Below are 18,569 nucleotides of genomic sequence, written 5' to 3'. Positions count from 1 at the left end.
CCTGACTTCCGTAACGGTCTTGACAGTACCCAGTGCTTTTCGGCGCTTTACGGTACCCTTCGCCCATACTCAGTCCCCTGTTTGGCTCACCTCGACACTCGGCACCGCAGCGCCCGATGCCCCGGCACCGCAGTGCCTCACCCCATGAGTTACTGACTACCTTTATGACACTTTTGTCCAAAAAATTGCCTTCAAACTGTCATAAAGGTAGGCACTAACTCCTTCGGCAAACCGCCACCCGTCGAACACCACTCGCCACGCACCACCCACCACCCACCACGCGCCACCCACGCCCCCATATACAGCAGCCTCCACCCCCCACAACCGACCACGCCCCAGAACTAATCAAACCAATCCGTACTAAGCGGGCTATAGCACTCTCGACACAGATGCACACACCCTCTTACCTTGGGTTTTTCCAAAACTTTGCAATAGACAGCTTGGTTCACTATTGTTTGTAAGCAACGTTTTGAACAATCTCAAAAACCGCAAGGAAGTATCTGAAATGACCACCAAGTACGACAACAGCAACGCCGCCAACTGGGGCCTGTCCACTCGCGCTATTCACGCCGGTTTCGCTCCGGACGCACAGACCTCCGCGCGCAACCTGCCGATTTACAACACCTCCTCCTACGTCTTCGATTCCGCTGAGCACGCTGCCAACCGCTTCAACCTCTCGGATGCAGGCCCGATTTACTCCCGCCTGACCAACCCGACTGTGGATGCCGTCGAGCAGCGCATCGCCAGCCTCGAGGGCGGCGTCGCTGCCGTACTGTTCTCCTCCGGCCAGGCAGCTGAGACCGCTGCTGTCCTCACCCTGGCTCGTGCAGGCGACCACTTCGTCGTTTCGCCACGCCTCTACGGCGGTACTGAGACGCTGTTCAAGGTCACCCTGCCGCGCCTTGGCATCGACTGCACTTTCGTCGAGAACCCGGATGACCCGGAGTCCTGGCAGGCAGCAGTTCAGGACAACACCGTCGGTTTCTACGGTGAGTCCATTGCCAACCCGCAGATCGATGTCCTCGATATCCCGGCCATCGCCGAGGTTGCACACCGCAACAACGTTCCGCTGATTGTCGACAACACGGTTCCGACCCCGGCCCTGCTGCGCCCGCTCGAGCACGGTGCTGACGTCGTGGTTTCCTCCACCACCAAGTTCCTGACTGGTAACGGCTCCTCCCTTGGCGGTGTCATCGTCGACGGTGGCAAGTTCGACTGGACTCAGACCCGCAACGGCCGTTCCATCTTCCCGAACTTCACCGAGGCCGACGAGGCTTACCACGGCCTGAAGTTCGCCGACCTGGGCGCCCCGGCCTTCGCACTGCGTGCTCGCGCTGGCATTCTCCGCGACACCGGCGCTGCCCCGGCTCCGTTCAACGCCTGGGTTCTGGCTCAGGGCCTCGACACCCTGGCTCTGCGCATCGAGCGCCACAATGAGAACGCCAAGGCTGTCGCTGAGTTCCTCGAGAACCACCCGCTGGTCGCCAAGGTCAACTACGCTGGCCTGCCGAGCTCCCCGTGGTACGAGCCCCTGAACAAGCTGGGCCTTTCCGGCGCCAGCGGCGTGCTCTCCTTCGACCTGAAGGATGCCGACACCGCCAAGGCTTGGAAGTTCATTGACGCTCTGAAGCTGCACTCCAACGTCGCCAACATCGGTGATGTCCGCTCGCTGGTTGTCCACCCGGCCACCACCACTCACTCCCAGTCCGATGAGGAGGGTCTGACTCGCGCCGGTATTTCCCAGGCCACCGTTCGCCTCTCTGTCGGTATCGAGAACATCGATGACATCATCGCCGATCTCGAGGGCGGCTTCGCAGCACTCGCGTAGACCGTTTGTACACGGACACAGAACGGACTAAGTAGTCTATAAGGCATGAGCTTTTCCCCATCTACCCCGGCCGCCCTCCCACCCGAGGGCGAGCCGGGGCGTGTCTTTATCGGCGATGTCACAACCGAGGCTGGCGCGGTCATCCCCGACGTCACTGTCGAGTTCGAACGCTGGGGTCGGCTTAACGACGACTGCTCGAATGTCATCCTCCTCGAGCACGCTCTAACCGGCGACGCCCACGCTTCCGGCCCCTCGGATGAGTACCACCCGACTGCGGGTTGGTGGAACGGGATGATTGGCTCTGCCCGCGCACTGGATACCGACGAGTACTGCATTATCTGCACCAACGTCATCGGTGGCTGTCGCGGTACAACCGGCCCTTCCAGTCCACATCCGGACGACGGCAAGCCCTGGGGCTCTCGCTTCCCCGCAATCTCCGTGCGCGACACGGTGACGGTGGAGCACCTGGCGCTGCAAGAACTGGGAATTTCCCGCCTCCAAGCTGTCATTGGTGGCTCCCTGGGTGGGGCTCGCGCACTTGAATGGTCACTGATGCACCCGGATTTCGTCGGCAAGGCATTGGTGATGTGTGTCGGCGCACGTGCGTCTGCTTGGCAGATTGGTATTCAGTCTGCGCAGATTCAATTCATTGAGTCCGATCCCGATTGGCATGGCGGCGACTACTACGACCGCGGTGTGACTCCGGCCCGAGGTCTGGGTTTTGCACGCAGGGTCGCGCATTTGACGTACCGTGGCGAGCTGGAGATGGATGACCGCTTTGGCGCGGCAGCGCAGCCCGGTGAGGATCCGTTGGGCGCGATGCGCACGGAAGATCGATTCCAGGTAGAAAGCTACTTGGATCATCAGGCGAAGAAGCTGGCTCAGCGTTTCGATGCCGGCTCGTATGTCGTGCTCACCGATACCTTGAATCGGCACAATATTGGCCGTGATCGCGGTGGCCTCAACGAGGCGCTGCACTCGTCAACCGTGCCGACCATGGTTGCCGGTGTGGACACGGACATTCTCTACCCCTTCCACCAGCAGGAGCACCTCGCCCGCAATCTGGGCAACTGCTTGGGGCTGGAAAAGATTGAATCCGCCGTGGGTCACGACGGATTCTTGACGGAGTTCGAGCGAGTGGATTCGATTGTGCGTAGTTTCCTCGCTCGCGATGTCAGTTAATGTCAGCTAGCTTCCCAGCGCATCCACGCTGACTGCGAGGAATACGATTCCCATCCCGATTATGGAGCAAAACCATAGGTCAAAGGCCCGGGATCGTACGGAGAACACACCTAAAATGCTGTCAGGCAGGTACTGCCTAGCCACGCCGAGCAGCATCATTGTGCTTCCCAGCATGAATGTGGCGCGTCGCCACCGCTCCAGCCCCAGGAACACAACGAAGGCGGACATGCCGAAAAAGAGCGCGCCGTAAATCGTATACTGCACCCACATTGGCCACGATGCCCCCGGCGGCGGGGTCTTTGGGCTGTGCGGGTTCAGCATTGGATCCGGCAGGTCTTCCCGCCGGGCACGCTGCGCAATTTCCCTTTTCGACACGAGTTGTTCCTCCTGGCTGACTAGGCCAGGCCAGCGAGCTTTTCAGCGCGCTCGACGACATTGCGTACGAGGAAAGCGCGAGTCAGTGGGCCGACACCACCTGGGTTCGGGGATACGTAACCGGCAATGTCCCAGACGTCATCAGCAACGTCACCGGCCAGCTTGCCGTCGACACGCGAAACTCCCACGTCGAGCACAGCGGCGCCAGGCTTGACCATGTCTGCAGTAAGCATATGAGCGACACCAGCAGCGGCGATGATGACATCAGCCTGACGGGTTTCAGCGACCAAGTCCTTGGTGCCGGTGTGACATAGTGTCACGGTAGAGTTCTCGCTGCGGCGAGTGAGCATCAGGCCGATTGGACGACCAACGGTGACACCGCGGCCGATAACAACAACCTTGGCACCGTTGAGCTCGACGCCGAAGCGTCGCAGCAGGTGGATACAGCCGTTTGGGGTACACGGCAGTGGTGCTGGCTCGTTGAGGACCAGCTTGCCCAGGTTTACCGGGTGGAGGCCATCGGCGTCCTTCTCCGGATCGATGAGCCCCAGAATACGGTTTTCATCCAGGTGCTTCGGCAGTGGCAACTGAACAATGTAGCCTGTGCACTCCGGGCTTTCGTTCAGCTCGTTAATTACTGCCTCGAGTTCTTCCTGCGTGGTATCAGCAGGAAGGTCACGGCGGATAGAGGCGATACCAATCTGCTCACAGTCACGATGCTTCATCTTGACGTAAGAGTGGCTGCCTGGATCATCACCAACCAACACGGTGGCCAGCCCCGGGGTGTAGCCGGCTTCCTTTAAACGCTCAACGCGCTTTTCCAGGTCTTCAAAGATTTCGTCTCGGTAGAGTTTGCCATCAAGCTTTGTCGCTGCCATGGCATTTATCTTAGGCACAGGAGCGAATAATGCCCAGAAACGCCTCGTAGCCGCTCTCGCCTTGCCCCTATTTACCGCCCATAAAGCCCTGCTGACGCCAGACTTCATAAGCAGCCACTGCTGCGGCGTTGGAAAGATTCATGCTGCGACGAGCTGGCAGCATCGGAATTCGGATTAATTGTGTAATTCGCGGATCATCGAGCACTGACTGTTCCAACCCGGTTGGCTCTGGACCAAAGAGCAGTACATCGGTGTTCGTGTACTCAATATCTGTGTGCCACGTGTCAGCGTGTGCGGTAAAGGCAAAGATGCGGCACCCTTGGCTGGCAAAGGCCTCCAACGCTTGATCGATGGAATCGTGAATACGCACATCGGCCAGGTCATGGTAATCCAGCCCGGCGCGACGCAGATTCTTGTCATCGAAGTTGAACCCCAATGGCTTGGCCAGATGCAGCATAGCTCCAGAGCCCGCACACATGCGGATAGCGTTTCCGGTGTTCGGCGGGATGACAGGCCGGTCAAAAAGCACGTGGCAGGTGTGGCTCGTAATCCAGTCTGTGGAGTTCGTTGGCTCGGAGTTCGTTGGCTCGGTCGTGGCGCTATTCATTTCTTCCGTCAGTTCTTTTCCGCTGTTTCTTTTACTGCTCGTTGTTGGTTTCTGCTGCCGCTGTCGTGGCAGGCGCCGCATCGCACACACCGTGCTCGGTGAAAAACGCGATGATGGTCTCACCGATGAGCGCTCGGCTCCTCGGCTTCGAGAACTTATGGCCCTCTCCCTCGACCACTAGAAAATCGGTGGCCACGCCGTATGCGTCCATGGCGTTGCGCATCTGACCGGACTCTCGCGGAGGCACGTTGGTATCCCACTCGCCGTGGATAAAGAGCGTTGGAACCTTCATTTCCTCCGCACGGTGCAGCGGCGAGATATCGCGCAGAAGCTCAGCATCCTGGTACGGGTAGCCGTATCGAGGGAACGCGGCCTGCGCCAACCAAGGCTCGGTGGATTGGTAGTAGGTTTCAAAACTTGTCATTCCGCAGGCATCGACGATGGCCGCAAACTGATCCGGGTACCATGCCGAGGCCAACAGCGACATGAAGCCACCGTAGGATCGCCCGCCCAGAGCAATGCGTTCTGGGTCCGCCAACCCGGCATCAACGAGGAAGGAACGCGCCGCTGCGATATCCGCAATAGCGGCAAAGCGCCCATAGCGGTCGCCCGCGTGCTCAAATGACCTACCGGACCCCGAGGAACCGCGCACATTAGGAGTGAACACCACGAAGCCCGCCTCCACAATGCTGGCTAGAACATCGTGGTGGATGGGTTTCGCCTGCAGTTCTGGTCCGCCGTGGATGTGGATGAAAGCCGGCGGTAGCGCGTTTCCGGAGACGTCATTAGAACTATTGCGCACCGACTCCGGAAGGTAGAGCCAGCCAGACAGTTCCAACCCATCGCGGGAGACAAAGTAGACCAGCTCTGGAGCCGGCATGGTCTCCAGATTCTTCTCTTCCAGAGCCAAAATCCGTTCGGTGCGTTCCATATCCAATGGCTCAATGACACCACCGATATTGCGCAGAATCTCCACCGTTGGCGCAAGGCCTGGCCCTTCTACTGTCAGGGAGATCAGCTCACCGTCACCGGAGATTGACAGCTCGCGCGCAACCATGCCCGGCAATTCCACATTGCGGCGCACCATCACCCGCATGTCGTCAGTCTGCGGGTGAAGGCCAAGGGTAAGCACCTCAAGCGTGCTGACCCCACCGCTGTTCCACAGCACAGCCGCAGTGGAGGAATCCTCACTGATGACAAATTCTTCGACGTCTTGATCCGGATTGCCAATGAACTCCTCGACATCAACTTCGATGCCGATCTTCATATCCAAAATCTCCGCTGCGGTCGATTCCGCTGTGCGCGGCTCAGTAGTGCTGATACCGCTATCGGGAGTAATACCCAGGCGCAGGATGCGACGCTGTTCCGCGCCATGATCTGAGAGCACGAACGCGGTCAGCTTCTCCTGCCCCGGATGCGCCAATAAGACACCGGCATCTGTGGTGGAGCCGGGATCGGACGGCAGCAGCGGCTGCCACTGCTGCCCCGGTCCGACCAGCAGTAGCTCACGGTGACCTCGTGGCCCCACCCGCACGAGGCCAAACCCACCTTCAGCCGCTACCAGCTGGCTGTCAGTGCGTTTATCAATGACCTCATACTTTGAGTCCGTCGGGTTGACCAAACGCGCATAGTTAATGCCCTGGGCATCGACCGCGTTCATCGCTAGGAGATCATTATCCCATTCCACCAGTGTGGCGCGCATATCCGCATCCATACGCAGGGGGCGGGCACCGTCGACCTCCGGATTGGTGGATACCAGCCAGGTCTGCAGTCGCTCCGTACCGTACGGAGAGACCTCGCAGGCGATCCACTTTCCATCCGGGGAGTGCAGCACCCTGGTAACCGGGCCTTCCACCGGCAGTTTCACGGGGCGCTCCACACCTAGCCCCTCCGGAGTAATCTCCTGCTGTACCGCACGCGGGTAGCCGCTATCGCGGACAATAAAGGCGATTGCACTCCCATCCGGTGCTAACGAGGATTCATAGGTCTGGCGCATGACAATCCATTCTAGTAGTCAGCGAAAATCTCTACTTCGACCTGCCACCACCGGCTGCCCCAGAGCCTCGGACATATCCACCAGACGATCGGCCACGATTGTCACCGCACCAGAGGCTGTCTGCGCGATACCGCGCACCACCATCGCCCGCGAATTCACCGCTACCGGCCGAAAACGATTCCACAGCCCCGGTGTACACAGCACATTCACCAGCCCAGTTTCGTCCTCCATTCCCAAAAATGTCACTCCGCCAGCTGTCCCTGGACGTTGCCTATGTGTCACGACTCCCGCCACTTCTACTCGTGTTCCGTCGGGCACTGCTTTCAGTTCTGCCGCAGGCACCACTCCACGTTCCTGCAGGTCTGCCCGCAACGCGGCCACCGGGTACTGCCCCGGGGTCACTCCCGTTGCCATCAAATCGGCAGCTGCCAGCTCAAACTCCGTCATGCCGGGCAACGCCGGTGCGTCGGCAAGCGTGAGCCCCGGCAGCATGCCCTCACTTTCCGTCGCCGCCACGCCCGCCGCCCACAGTGCTTGACGACGGTCAATCCCCAGCGACCCAAGTGCTCCTGCGCGCGCCAGTGCTTCCATGTGCCCAACACCCAGCCGAGCTCTGCGGGCGACATCTGCTGCGTTGACAAATGGCCGCGCTGCGACGATACGTTCCGCCACGTCATTGCCCACACCGGCAATGGCACCGATCCCCAAACGAATACGACCATCGATGACGCTGGCTTCCACGCCTGAAACTGCGATATCCGGACCATCGCAGCCGATACCGTGCCGGCGGGCATCGGCAATCAACGACTGCGGAGAGTAAAACCCCATGGGCTGAGCACGGAGCAACGCTACACAGAACTCCGCCGGATAGTGGTACTTAAACCAGGCCGAGAAATACACCAAGGAGGCAAACGACTGCGCGTGTGATTCAGGGAAACCGTAGGCGGCAAAGGCCACTATCTTGTTCCACAGTTGTTCCCCAATATCCGCATCAATGCCACTGGTGCGCTCCAGCCCAGCCAGAAAACGGGCATGGAGCGCTTCCATTTTGGCCACTGAGCGCTTCGACCCCATAGCGCGGCGCAGCGAGTCCGCTTCCGCCCCGCTGAAATCCGCCGCATCGACGGCCATTTGCATCAGCTGCTCTTGAAATAGCGGAATGCCCAGTGTCTTCCCGAGAGACTTCTCCAACACCGGATGCTCATAGGTCACCGGTTCGAGTCCATTTCGGCGGCGAATGTAGGGGTGCACGCTACCGCCTTGAATGGGGCCTGGGCGAATGAGTGCCACCTCCACCACCAGATCAAAGAACTCCCTCGGCTTCAGTCGGGGCAAGGTGGCCAGCTGCGCGCGCGATTCCACCTGAAACACGCCCACCGCGTCCGCGCGTGCCAACATCTCGTAAACCTCCGGTTCAGCGACATCTATTTCCCACAGGTTCACTCGGCGCCCATGCTGTTCATAGACCAAGTCAATGCAATGGTGGATGGCCTCCAGCATTCCGAGGCCAAGCAGGTCGAACTTCACCAGTCCCGCTGCCGCACAGTCATCCTTATCCCACTGCACTACTGAGCGCCCCTCCATGCGTGCCCATTCCACTGGCACGACATCCGCAATCGGCCGATCACAAATCACCATTCCGCCAGAGTGAATGCCTAAATGACGAGGCTGCCCACGAAGCTGCTCCGCCAGTTTTCGCACCGGCTCCGGCGGACACGCTTCCCGGTCTCTGACCCACGCATCGATAACGCCCGGCGAGTATCCCAACACCCGCGCCGCATCGCGCAATGCGCCGCGCCGCCGGTAGGTAATGACATTGGCTACCTGCGCGGCATTGTCACGACCATACTTTTCATAGACGTATTGGATAACCTCTTCCCTACGACCAGACTCGATGTCTACATCAATATCCGGCGGACCATCCCGTTCTGGCGACAAAAACCTCTCGAACAACAGCCCGGCACTAATGGGGTCAACATTGGTGATCCCCAGCGCAAAACACACCACCGAGTTAGCGGCCGAACCGCGCCCCTGCGCCAGAATTCCCGCCCGGCGACAGAACTCACAGATGTCGTGCACGATGAGGAAGTAGCCCGGAAAGCCCAACTCTCGAATCACAGTCAGCTCATGTTCTAACTGCGCCCACGCCCGCGCTTGCACGGAGCCGTCCCCAGCTCCATCGACCGGACCATACCGCCGCCGTGCCCCCGCACGGGCAATTTCCCGCAGCCAGGAGTCCTCATCGTGGCCCTCTGGCACTTCCCAGCGAGGCAACTCAGGCGCAATGAGGTCAAGCGTAAAAGCACACTCACCTGCAATGTCCTGTGTTGACCGCAGCACCTGCACCCCCAGATACCGTGTTGCCGCCGCTAGCTCCTCCCACGAACGCAACCAAGCTCCGCCTGCCGGCTCCAGTCGTGACTCGAACCCGCCTAAGTCCTCTCTCACAGCAAGAGCCTGTTTAGCCCCAGCCAACCGGCTTGTCGCAGGCGAAGCTGACGTCGCAGCAGAGGAAACCACCTCCCGCAGGCCATACTTCACAGCTGCGGCTGAAATAGCTTCCGCGTCATCGGCCGCCTGCGCGGTGGGGCTCACGCGGTGTTCGAGTGCCACATTCTCCGCACCGAAGGCCGCAATAAGTTCTTCCAGGTCGCCGAGCCAGTTAACGTCGGCAAGCACCTGCCAGAAACCACCTGCAGCCTCCCCCAACTTTGGCAGTGGAGGATAGCGGACGACGGACTTCTCCCCTGCCGACATATGCGCATCACACAGCGCGTGGCTCAGGCGCCGATAGCCCTCGGGCCCCCGCCCCAGCACCGTGAGGGGCCGCTGCGGAAGCCCCAGCTCCGCGCCGATGATTGTGGCAATACCAGCCTCCGCTGCAGCCTCGGCAAAACGAGCGATTCCATAGAAACCATCGCGATCTGTCAGCCCCAACACGTTTAACCCCAAACGCACAGCCTCGGACACCAATTCTTCCGGATCCGATGCGCCATGCAGGAACGAATAACTCGAACGACAGTGCAATTCCGCCTTAATATCCGCAGGCGTAAATGACATGCCACCTCTGCCACCAGCGCCGCTTTCCGGAGCTTCAAAAGCCCCAACGATGGAATCTGACAGCTGTCCCCGCCAGCCGTTGAAGCTACCATTAGGCTGTAGTTTTCCTGAAAATTTACCCGATAGAATACGCTCAATCCGCGACCAGCTCAGTGGCCGACCGGACTGCTCCGACTGTCCGTCCGAGATGTTTTCCATGCCATGAACATTAACCCACCCTACGGACTGCATTCAAACGTATTTTCGATTAGTATGTGCATTAAGCGCCACCCCCGGGACGCATCCGTAAGTCACACCTCAGCCACGTTCGACTGTTTAGGCTGAAGTTGAATTTTCAGCACTACCTGGGCAAGTGCTAGCCTTAACCCCAGAATTAAAGACAGCTTGGTCTAGTTCTGCCTTAAAACTTCAGCTAACAAATCCCATTAAATAAGGAGACCCCTCGATGAACCTCAAGCGTTTTTCCGCCGGTGTACTTACTGTCGCGTTCGCCGCAACCGGCCTTACCGCCTGTGGCAGCTCGGATGACGCCATTCGTATCGGCACCACGGATGCCGGCAAGAAGGCCTGGACCGTTTTCGAGCAGAAGGCTTCTGAACAGGGCATCGATCTGGATGTTCAGCCCTTCTCCGACTACCAGACCCCGAACCGTGCACTCGATGAGGGCCAGCTCGACGTCAATCTCTTCCAGCACATCAAGTTCTTGGCTGAGTACAACGTCGGCGCTAAGTCGGACCTGACTCCGATTGGCTCGAGCGAAATTGTCCCGCTGGCTCTGTTCTGGAAGGACCACAAGTCGGTTGATGAGCTGGAGAAGGGCACCGAGGTCGTCATCCCGAACGACCCGTCCAACCAGGGCCGCGCTATTAACGTGCTGGTTCAGGCTGGCCTGCTGAAGCTGAAGCAGGATGACCTGCTGACCCCGTCCCCTGCTGACATCGATAAGGAAGCTTCCAAGGTCACGGTTCTGCCGGTGGATGCCGCTCAGACTCCGGCCGCCTACGGTGAGGGCAAGCCTGCCATTATCAATAACTCCTTCCTGGACCGCGCTGGCATCGACCCGAACACCGCCATCTTCCAGGATGACCCGAACTCCACGGAGGCAGAGCCGTACATCAACGTCTTTGTCACCAAGGCTGAAAATGCTGACGACCCGAAGTACGCGGAGCTCTCCAAGATCTGGCACTCCAAGGAGGTCCAGGACGCAGTCGCAGAGGACTCCAAGGGCACCTCGGTTCCGGTTGACCGTTCGGCTAAGGAGCTGCAGGACATTTTGGACCGCGTCGAAGAGCAGCAGCGCGAGCAGAACTAACGCCACTGCCACTTAAGTACCGCCCAACACCAGGGAACACAGACCAAGGGGCACTGATTCATTCGTGACCAACAGGGGAACGAAGCTCGAATTCCGCGAGCTGAACAAGCAATTCGGCGACGTCACCGCGCTCGCCGACATCAACCTAACCGTTGAACCCGGCGAAATCCTCGGCGTCATCGGTTATTCCGGCGCCGGTAAATCAACGCTCATCCGTATGATTAACGGCCTGGAAAAGCCAACATCAGGGCAGGTTTTGCTCGATGACACCGACATCGTCGGCATCTCCGAGCGCCAGCTACGAGGCCTGCGCCGCAATATCGGCATGATCTTCCAGCACTTCAACCTCTTCCATTCGCGCAACGCGATTCGCAACGTTGAATACCCGCTGGAACTGGCCGGGATGCCGAAGGCCAAGCGCCGCGCTCGCGCCCAGGAGCTGTTGGAGTTTGTCGGCCTCGGCGACAAAGCGGAGTCCTTCCCAGAGCAGCTCTCGGGTGGACAGAAGCAGCGTGTCGGCATCGCCCGTGCGCTCGCCACCGAACCGACGCTCCTGCTTGCCGACGAAGCCACCTCGGCACTCGACCCGGAAACTACTTCCGGTGTCCTGGATCTGCTGCGTCGCATCAATCGCGAAATGGGCGTCACTATCGTGCTGATTACCCATGACATGTCGGTTGTACGCGGTATCGCTGACCGCATGGCCATCATGGAAAATGGTCACATCGTCGAAACCGGTACGGTCCACGAGGTCTTCGCCAATCCCAAGACTGAGGTTGGCCGCCGCTTCGCCACCACCGCACTGCGCGATGTTCCAATTGGCCGTGAACGCGATTCGGTGAATCAGTCTGCCGAGAGCGCAGCGGCTCGCCTGATCACCATCACTATCAATGACGGTGTTGACCTCGGTGCTCTAGCACAGGCCACTAGTGCCCACGGTGTCGCCGCCTCGGTGGCACACGGTGCAGTCGCCAATGTGCAGGCGAAGTCCTACGGTCGCCTTACTTTGCGGTTGACTCCGCTGACAGGTGATTCCGCCTCGGATTCCTCTGATTTCGATGCCGCCATTGCTGCCATTTCCGAACTGACACAGGTAGAGGAGCTTGCATCATGATCGGTCTCTTAAACTCTCTGCCATCGGTGAGTGGCAAGGACACCAACTGGGAGAGCCTCGGCCCAATGCTGGGCGAGGCATTCGGCCAGACGCTCTACATGGTCTGTGTCGCCATGCTGATTGGTGGTGTTGCAGGTCTGGCAATCGGCGTGCTGCTCTACACCACCCGCGACGGTGGCGTGTTGCGCAACAAGTTTGTCTACCAGGTCCTCAATGTCCTGATTAACTTTGTTCGCCCAATCCCGTTCATCATCTTGGTTACGGCCATCGGCCCACTGACAAAGAACGTGGTCGGCACCACGATCGGCACCGAAGCCGCGGTGTTCGTCATGTCGATTGCCGCCACATTCGCCATCGCGCGACTGGTGGAGCAGAACTTGATGTCCATCGACCCCGGCGTGATTGAGGCCGCCCGTGCGATGGGCGCAAGTCCGTGGCGCATCATCCGTACGGTCGTCGTGCCGGAGGCACTGGGCCCACTGGTACTTGGCTACACCTTCGCATTCATCGCCGTGGTCGACATGTCGGCTATGGCCGGCTACATCGGCGGCGGCGGACTGGGCAACTTCGCAATCACCTACGGCTACCAGGCATTCGACTGGAACGTCACTCTGGTGACAACCCTGGTCATCATCTTCATCGTCCAGTTGGCGCAGATCTTCGGCAACTGGCTCTCCAAGAAGATTATGCGCAGGTAGCCGCACACATTAGCTAGCCATTAGCTAGCGGCGGGTTACTTCGACCGCAGCCCAGCCCTTCTTTGGCCCTGGAGCATCACCGCAGGAAGACACAACACCTTCTGTGGTGATTTTCTCCAGGGCCACTTCGTATTCCACGACCTTGTCGCGGTCGCTGGGGCCGTCGTAAAGCACGACGACCGCAGTCGTACCGTCGACGTCAACGCGTGCGACGTCGTCTACGCCCCACGTATCTGCTTGACGACGCACAGCCAACTCGGCTGCCTGCCCCTGCGGGGTGTAGATACCACGGCCGCGGCAGCCCTCTGCATGCACGATGCCCCGCTGAGCGTCTTCGATAACCCCCTTGGCGTCCACCGCACTCAGACGTCCAAAGCTGTAATTCCATGGCAGCAGTACGCTAGCCGGCGCAAAGCGGTGCCCCTTAGAGTGGGAAGTTTCCCACACGACCTCTGGGTAGAGGTTGTGCATCGCCGCAGCGAGCGGGCGACCTTTAATCGCACAGCAACGATCGCGCTTACCGTGCGTACAGATGAGAAACAGTGGATGGTCTAGACGAGTGGCCCCCTCGGTGGGCTGTCCAAGCCGGATATCCAGAGTCATCAGGCCTTTAACATCGGCAACCATGCGATGTTCGAGGAAAACCTCAGAGCCATCCGCTGACTCGCAATGCGCGATATAGACGTTAACGCCATCACACGGCTGCTGGCCGATTCGGCCTGGTTTGCGAATTAGCTGCAACGCGCCACCGCGCTCAGATAACCAGGCTTCTACCTGACCGGTGATCTCTGCTCCCCATACCCCGCCGTCAAAAATATCGTGAGACCAACCGAGTTGGTGCTCCAACGCAATAAAGAGCTTTCCGGCTTTTGCAGTACCGGGAAGCGGCTCAGCCATCTGAGCGGAACAGGTGGTATCAAATTTGGCCTGGCTCATACACCTAAGCGTAATTGAGTGCCTCTGCGATTGGGTCTTAGGTCGCAGCGTTCACCCCTGTTTTATTACTATTGTGCAACACTTTGACAACAAATAACTTTGACCTCGACTTTTGCAGTTCAACTTGTTGAAATTCCGCAACTGCGCACATACCGTCGGACGTATGAATACGAAATCGCTGGATGCTTCGCGCACTCGTACCCGTATCGCGGCATCCCTGTGCCTCGCATTGGGTCTAGCTCTCGGTGCCTGCTCCTCTGACTCCTCCTCAGACTCGGCTGCTGCACTGTCTATGAAAACTGACTCAACCGCTGGCACCTCCGATTTGTCGAGCAGCTCTAGCAGCTCCACTAGCTCGTCTGCGGCGGCGCAGACCACCATGGATGACGATGCTGCTCCGGAGGGCGATTTCAATAGCTCTTCTGCAGAAGCTGCTCCTTCCGATGGCGCTTACTTGGGTATTCAAGATGTCCGCGTCGGTTCCCACGACGGTTATGACCGTATTGTCTTTGAACTCACCGGCGAGGGCACACCGGGATACTTCGTCCGTTACGAGGATGTCCCAACCCAGCAGGGCTCCGGCAAGCCGATTTCTGTCGACGGCACAGCCAAGCTGGTAATCGACTTGCGGGGCATGGGCTACCCCTTTGATTTCCAGATGGAGGACTTCCCCTCTGACTCGGTCAAGCCGACATCGACGTCCGTTATTAAGGAAGTCGTCGGTGCCGGAACCTTCGAGGGGCAGACTCAGTATGTCGTCGGGCTCAAGGGAGATAAGACCCCGTTCAAGGTTTTCTCGTTGAGCAATCCGAACCGCCTGGTTATTGACTTCCAATCGAAGTAATCGGTTTGCCCACCGACGCACTCCTCCTCCACTGCGTCTCTACGCGTAAGCCCCCTCGATTCTCCATGCGCCGGCATGCCCTATGAGCAACCAGGCGGCGATGGTACCGTCATTCGCCATCGCACGGATTTGTATTCTTGCCGCTCGACGAGCCTCATCGGGCACCCACCAGCGCTCATCAATCGGCCAGGGCCCAGCCCACGATGACACGCGGTACGTTGTCACTCCATGCCGCACCAGAGATGGTTCCGCCGTCATGGTCGCTCGCCCAGTTACGCCCACGGCCTGCCCATTGGCATCGAGCACTTCCACCTCAGCATTAGCAGTCGCGGGAATAGTTGCCGGATTGGGGGCAAGAACGGCTCCCGGCCACGGCTGATTATTTTCCGCGGTTTTTGTGCTTTTGGGTTTTTCTCCGAAAGCGACAAATCCCACTCTTTCCCCTGGGCCACGCCCGCCCTGCATGATTGGTTGCTGTACTGCCTCTGACCCCAGTAACCCCTGCACACGCTCGGCAGCCCGGCGCGCTTTGGCTCGCGCATCATCGCTGCCGTGCCACAGATCCTGTTTTACAGTACCGGCGGCGACCACATCCAGTGGCTCTAACTGCAGCTCTACAATTCCGCGGCTGTCATCTCCATCATTTTCCTCAGCGCCGTCAACAGTTCCAGCAACAGTGCCGCTGCCTCCTCGTGGCTGCTGCCGATTCCTGTTGTTCAGCCAGCCATCCAGCTGCCACCGAACCCTGTCAGCCGTAGTCTGTTCTGCCAATGGCTCAGTGCAGCGCCATACTCTGCGCACCTCTGAGCCGTCACTAAATTGCGCTACCACTGCTAAGCGGTAACACGAATACCCATGGTTAAAAAGTTTTTCATGCAGTTGCCCAGCTAGAAAGCGCGCGACGAATGAGGCCTCATCCACTCTTCGGAGTGGACTCTCCCAAGACTGGTAGCTCACCGCCAGTCCTGGTGGCAAAGATCGCGGCGCCACCAACCGCACTTCCCCACGGCAGGCCAAATCGTGCCATCTAGCCCCCTGCGCCCCAAACCTGTTGGCTATATCCCGCTTCGGTAACGCAGCGACATCCCCCAATGTGCGCAGGCCGAGTTCCTGCCACGACTTCGCAAGCTCTGCGGGCATCTCCAGTGCACTTTCCGCCCTCAGCTCCACCAGAGAGATTCCCTGCCGAAATCTTTTGCCTTCATCCTCCCCGGGAGCTACCAGCACTCCCCTGCGCGCTGCCAAAATAGCTGTCACAATATCGTCCGCGAGCCCCAAGCTGCAGTCCACGCCCGGTACCGCAGCGGCATCAAGCAGCTTTTCCAAGGCCACATCCTGGCCACCGTAATAACGCATTACCCCTCGCGCTGCCACAACCGCCAAGCCTGGCCGTAGAGCTTCGACCCCAGCTGCCACCGCCTCCAACCGTTGCAGCACGGACTCGAATTCCGCAGCGTCGCGCATCGCACTTTCCTCGACAATCTCCAGCTCCGGGCACAACGCTTCCGCATGGCGACGGCTTTGCCCGCGCCGTACCCCTGCACGGCGCGCACTCGGAGAACAAGCAGCTACTCCGCTATAACCCACGATCGCAACTGGACTGAGCGGATTAGCCTGCGACGTCACAGATGCTAGATGCGCTGCCTGCACTGGCCAATCAGGAAGCCAGAGCGCCACCACACGGCTCGATTCCGCCGCTGCCATTAGGACCTCCTCTGTGCGGGAAAGGCCACCACATTGTTCTGTTCCACCTGTTTCCCCACCCGCCAACGGCACTGCCTCCGCGGAAACCGCGTCCCCGACACACTGACTTGGTAATCCACTGCCCGAATCCGGCCATAACCAGTACCAAGCCCGCAAACACCAGCAACAGAGCTGGAAATTTCTGACTCAGCGCCCGGCCACTGCTGCCCGACAAAAACCAGAGCACAACCACTCGTGCGCAGTCGTGCCTGCAGCGGACGTGCCTGCGACGGCGGCGGAGTGCGCGCCAACGAAGCCACCACCAAGTCAACGCCGTCCGCCAACAGCCCAATTACTTCAAGCGGCTGCATTCCAGGATCTGGCACACAGACAATGTTCGATAGCTTCCCGCCCAACTCCACCACGGAGAGCAACCCCTGTTCAGCGAGTCCAACTAGCGCAACATGACCTGTCTTCGTAACTTCCGCGATTAGGCCTGCCAATACCGCACCGGGCTGTTCAATGACACTGACAGCCCCTTTTCGCACTGCTCCCGCCAACGTATTTTCCAACGCCTCCGGCACCGGCAGAGCCTCACCGAGCCCAAAGGTTGCACCAGTTGCAGTCCCACCAGACTGGGCTGCCATCGCCTGCCGCAATGCCGCAATAGTCTGTTCCTTAGACTGCCCCGCAGCAATATTGACCGCCGTTGTCACTTCTTGTTCCACCTCATCCCGCTGCTATCTCACTGCCATCCCACTGCCCCCGCCCACCACGAACACTGCTCGAATATTCTTTCCCAACAAGCGGATTAAACATTACCCTAAATAGCACGTACGTTCGATATTAATGTGCGAAGAAAAGCGCCGCACACCACCGCGCGACGCTCTAACCTCAGCCGAGTACTACATTTCGTACTACTTAGGCCTTCACATCGAGAACTACATCGAATTCGAGCAAATCAGCCGACGACGACACCGGCTTGCGCTTTTCGCCCTCATGCGAAGCCTTGAAGGCACGGCCCTCACGCCACCCCTGGTAGGCCTCCTCACTCTCCCACTCGGTAAAGACGAAGTAGCGGCTCTCTCCTGCAGTCGGACGCAGCAGTTGGAAACCAATGAAACCCGGCACATCGGTCATCTTTGAAGAGTTAGCGGAAAAGCGACGTTCGAGCTCTTCTCCCGCACCCTCAGGAACGGTAATAGCGTTAATTTTTACAATGCTCATGGCCTTAACACTAGCCACACAACTCTCAACAATCTATAGCTCCACCGTTACTAAACTTAAGAAGTATGACTGAACGCAGCCGGCACCAACACTCTTCAGGCTCTTACCAAGACGCGGCCCACCGCACGACAAAATTTATCAATAGTCCCGTGCGCCTGGGGACGGCAATTGGTGCCACCACCGCAGTAATCGCACTGCTCGCACTACTTAAAGCCCACATCATCGGCTCCATTGGCTGGTGGATCATGATAGCGCTTTTACTGGTACTCATCGGCACCACGCTTTTCGTGCGCCAGGCAAAAACACCCACCAAAGAAACTCGGCCATCCTTTTTCGCCGAGCCAATGCGTGAGTCACCAAACGACCTCTCCTGGAAAAGCAGCGTAAGCGTGATGCTGATGCTCCCCGGCGCATGGATTATTGCCGCCGTCGCCGAGCGAATCTCCTCTACACCGGTCGCTTGCATCGTGACCCTAGTTCTGGCCGTCATCACCGCTACCTGCGCAATCCTTCCGCGACAATTCGGATTCCTCCCCCTCGCTGCACACCTTCCTGACAATTTCGCCCAGCGTTGCCCCTACCCTGCCGACTCACCAGAGGCCCGCATCCTCGCAGTCCTCTTCATCGCGCGTCTACGTCCCGGTTACGTCTTCTTCACCGACCAACTCCCCTATTTCGCCATACTTGACGACGATGCCGTGAGCGCAGCTCTCCACACCCTAGCCGCCGATAAGCGCATCACCATCACCAAGAACCATTCGGCCTTGACGGAAAAGGGCCGTGCCCGCGAGTTTGCACAACTCACAGACACGGCCCTTGCCAACTAGTG

The 18,569-nt window shown here is 59.0% G+C and carries 16 protein-coding genes; 7 read left to right on the top strand and 9 right to left on the bottom strand.

Going from position 1 to position 18,569, the window contains the following annotated elements; genetic code table 11:
• Positions 1-505 precede the first annotated feature (505 nt).
• Entirely contained in the window at positions 506-1,828 is a 1,323-nt protein-coding gene (locus HMPREF2681_RS01010; protein ID WP_070545700.1) for an O-acetylhomoserine/O-acetylserine sulfhydrylase, read from the top strand.
• A gap of 45 nt (positions 1,829-1,873) precedes the next feature.
• Positions 1,874-3,010, top strand: a complete 1,137-nt coding sequence (locus tag HMPREF2681_RS01005; protein WP_048731552.1) for a homoserine O-acetyltransferase MetX — start codon at positions 1,874-1,876, stop codon at positions 3,008-3,010.
• Between the two features lie 6 nt (positions 3,011-3,016).
• Here HMPREF2681_RS01005 and HMPREF2681_RS01000 read toward each other — a convergent pair whose 3' ends face one another.
• From HMPREF2681_RS01000 to HMPREF2681_RS00980, 5 genes are all read right to left on the bottom strand, one after another.
• Entirely contained in the window at positions 3,017-3,385 is a 369-nt protein-coding gene (locus HMPREF2681_RS01000; protein ID WP_005510063.1) for a DUF3017 domain-containing protein, read from the bottom strand.
• Between the two features lie 20 nt (positions 3,386-3,405).
• Complete coding sequence (locus HMPREF2681_RS00995) at positions 3,406-4,263, bottom strand: bifunctional methylenetetrahydrofolate dehydrogenase/methenyltetrahydrofolate cyclohydrolase (protein WP_070429823.1); 858 nt, start codon at positions 4,261-4,263, stop codon at positions 3,406-3,408.
• A 67-nt stretch (positions 4,264-4,330) separates the two neighbouring features.
• The gene (locus HMPREF2681_RS00990; RefSeq protein WP_016422134.1) at positions 4,331-4,870 is read right to left on the bottom strand and encodes a tRNA (cytidine(34)-2'-O)-methyltransferase; all 540 of its coding nucleotides are present in this window, start codon (positions 4,868-4,870) and stop codon (positions 4,331-4,333) included.
• Between the two features lie 31 nt (positions 4,871-4,901).
• A complete protein-coding gene (locus tag HMPREF2681_RS00985) occupies positions 4,902-6,866 on the bottom strand; it encodes an alpha/beta hydrolase family protein (RefSeq protein WP_016422133.1) in 1,965 nt (654 codons plus the stop codon).
• A gap of 18 nt (positions 6,867-6,884) precedes the next feature.
• Positions 6,885-10,124, bottom strand: a complete 3,240-nt coding sequence (locus HMPREF2681_RS00980; protein ID WP_049170054.1) for an error-prone DNA polymerase — start codon at positions 10,122-10,124, stop codon at positions 6,885-6,887.
• A gap of 247 nt (positions 10,125-10,371) precedes the next feature.
• Here HMPREF2681_RS00980 and HMPREF2681_RS00975 point away from each other — a divergent pair, with 247 nt between their 5' ends.
• From HMPREF2681_RS00975 to HMPREF2681_RS00965, 3 genes are all read left to right on the top strand, one after another.
• A complete protein-coding gene (locus HMPREF2681_RS00975; protein ID WP_070545697.1) occupies positions 10,372-11,238 on the top strand; it encodes a MetQ/NlpA family ABC transporter substrate-binding protein in 867 nt (288 codons plus the stop codon).
• 64 nt (positions 11,239-11,302) lie between these two features.
• The gene (locus HMPREF2681_RS00970) at positions 11,303-12,352 is read left to right on the top strand and encodes a methionine ABC transporter ATP-binding protein (RefSeq protein WP_070545695.1); all 1,050 of its coding nucleotides are present in this window, start codon (positions 11,303-11,305) and stop codon (positions 12,350-12,352) included.
• 65 nt (positions 12,353-12,417) lie between these two features.
• On the top strand, positions 12,418-13,050 hold the full coding sequence (locus HMPREF2681_RS00965; protein ID WP_224433327.1) for a methionine ABC transporter permease: 633 nt from the start codon (positions 12,418-12,420) through the stop codon (positions 13,048-13,050).
• A gap of 24 nt (positions 13,051-13,074) precedes the next feature.
• Here HMPREF2681_RS00965 and HMPREF2681_RS00960 read toward each other — a convergent pair whose 3' ends face one another.
• Positions 13,075-13,986: a sucrase ferredoxin gene (locus tag HMPREF2681_RS00960; protein WP_070545690.1), complete on the bottom strand. Its 912-nt coding sequence runs from the start codon at positions 13,984-13,986 to the stop codon at positions 13,075-13,077.
• A gap of 163 nt (positions 13,987-14,149) precedes the next feature.
• On the opposite strand from HMPREF2681_RS00960, the gene HMPREF2681_RS00955 reads away from it, so the two are divergent.
• Entirely contained in the window at positions 14,150-14,830 is a 681-nt protein-coding gene (locus HMPREF2681_RS00955; protein WP_049190345.1) for an AMIN-like domain-containing (lipo)protein, read from the top strand.
• A 39-nt stretch (positions 14,831-14,869) separates the two neighbouring features.
• Here the strand turns inward: HMPREF2681_RS00955 and HMPREF2681_RS00950 are convergent, their stop codons facing one another.
• From HMPREF2681_RS00950 to HMPREF2681_RS00940, 3 genes are all read right to left on the bottom strand, one after another.
• The gene (locus tag HMPREF2681_RS00950; RefSeq protein ID WP_070545687.1) at positions 14,870-16,534 is read right to left on the bottom strand and encodes a Y-family DNA polymerase; all 1,665 of its coding nucleotides are present in this window, start codon (positions 16,532-16,534) and stop codon (positions 14,870-14,872) included.
• The gene (locus tag HMPREF2681_RS00945) at positions 16,534-17,229 is read right to left on the bottom strand and encodes a hypothetical protein (protein ID WP_070545793.1); all 696 of its coding nucleotides are present in this window, start codon (positions 17,227-17,229) and stop codon (positions 16,534-16,536) included. Before HMPREF2681_RS00945 ends, HMPREF2681_RS00950 begins: the two co-directional genes overlap by 1 nt.
• A 205-nt stretch (positions 17,230-17,434) precedes the next feature.
• Positions 17,435-17,740, bottom strand: coding sequence for an antibiotic biosynthesis monooxygenase family protein (locus HMPREF2681_RS00940; protein WP_038629377.1), 306 nt, complete (start codon positions 17,738-17,740; stop codon positions 17,435-17,437).
• A gap of 65 nt (positions 17,741-17,805) precedes the next feature.
• Here HMPREF2681_RS00940 and HMPREF2681_RS00935 point away from each other — a divergent pair, with 65 nt between their 5' ends.
• Positions 17,806-18,567, top strand: coding sequence for a hypothetical protein (locus HMPREF2681_RS00935; protein ID WP_070545684.1), 762 nt, complete (start codon positions 17,806-17,808; stop codon positions 18,565-18,567).
• The last annotated feature ends 2 nt before the right edge of the window (positions 18,568-18,569 follow it).

It is taken from the genome of Corynebacterium sp. HMSC064H12 (genome assembly GCF_001809925.1).
GTDB classification, from domain to species: Bacteria; Actinomycetota; Actinomycetes; order Mycobacteriales; family Mycobacteriaceae; genus Corynebacterium; species Corynebacterium jeikeium_D.
This window is presented reverse-complemented; position numbering and strand designations above follow the sequence as displayed.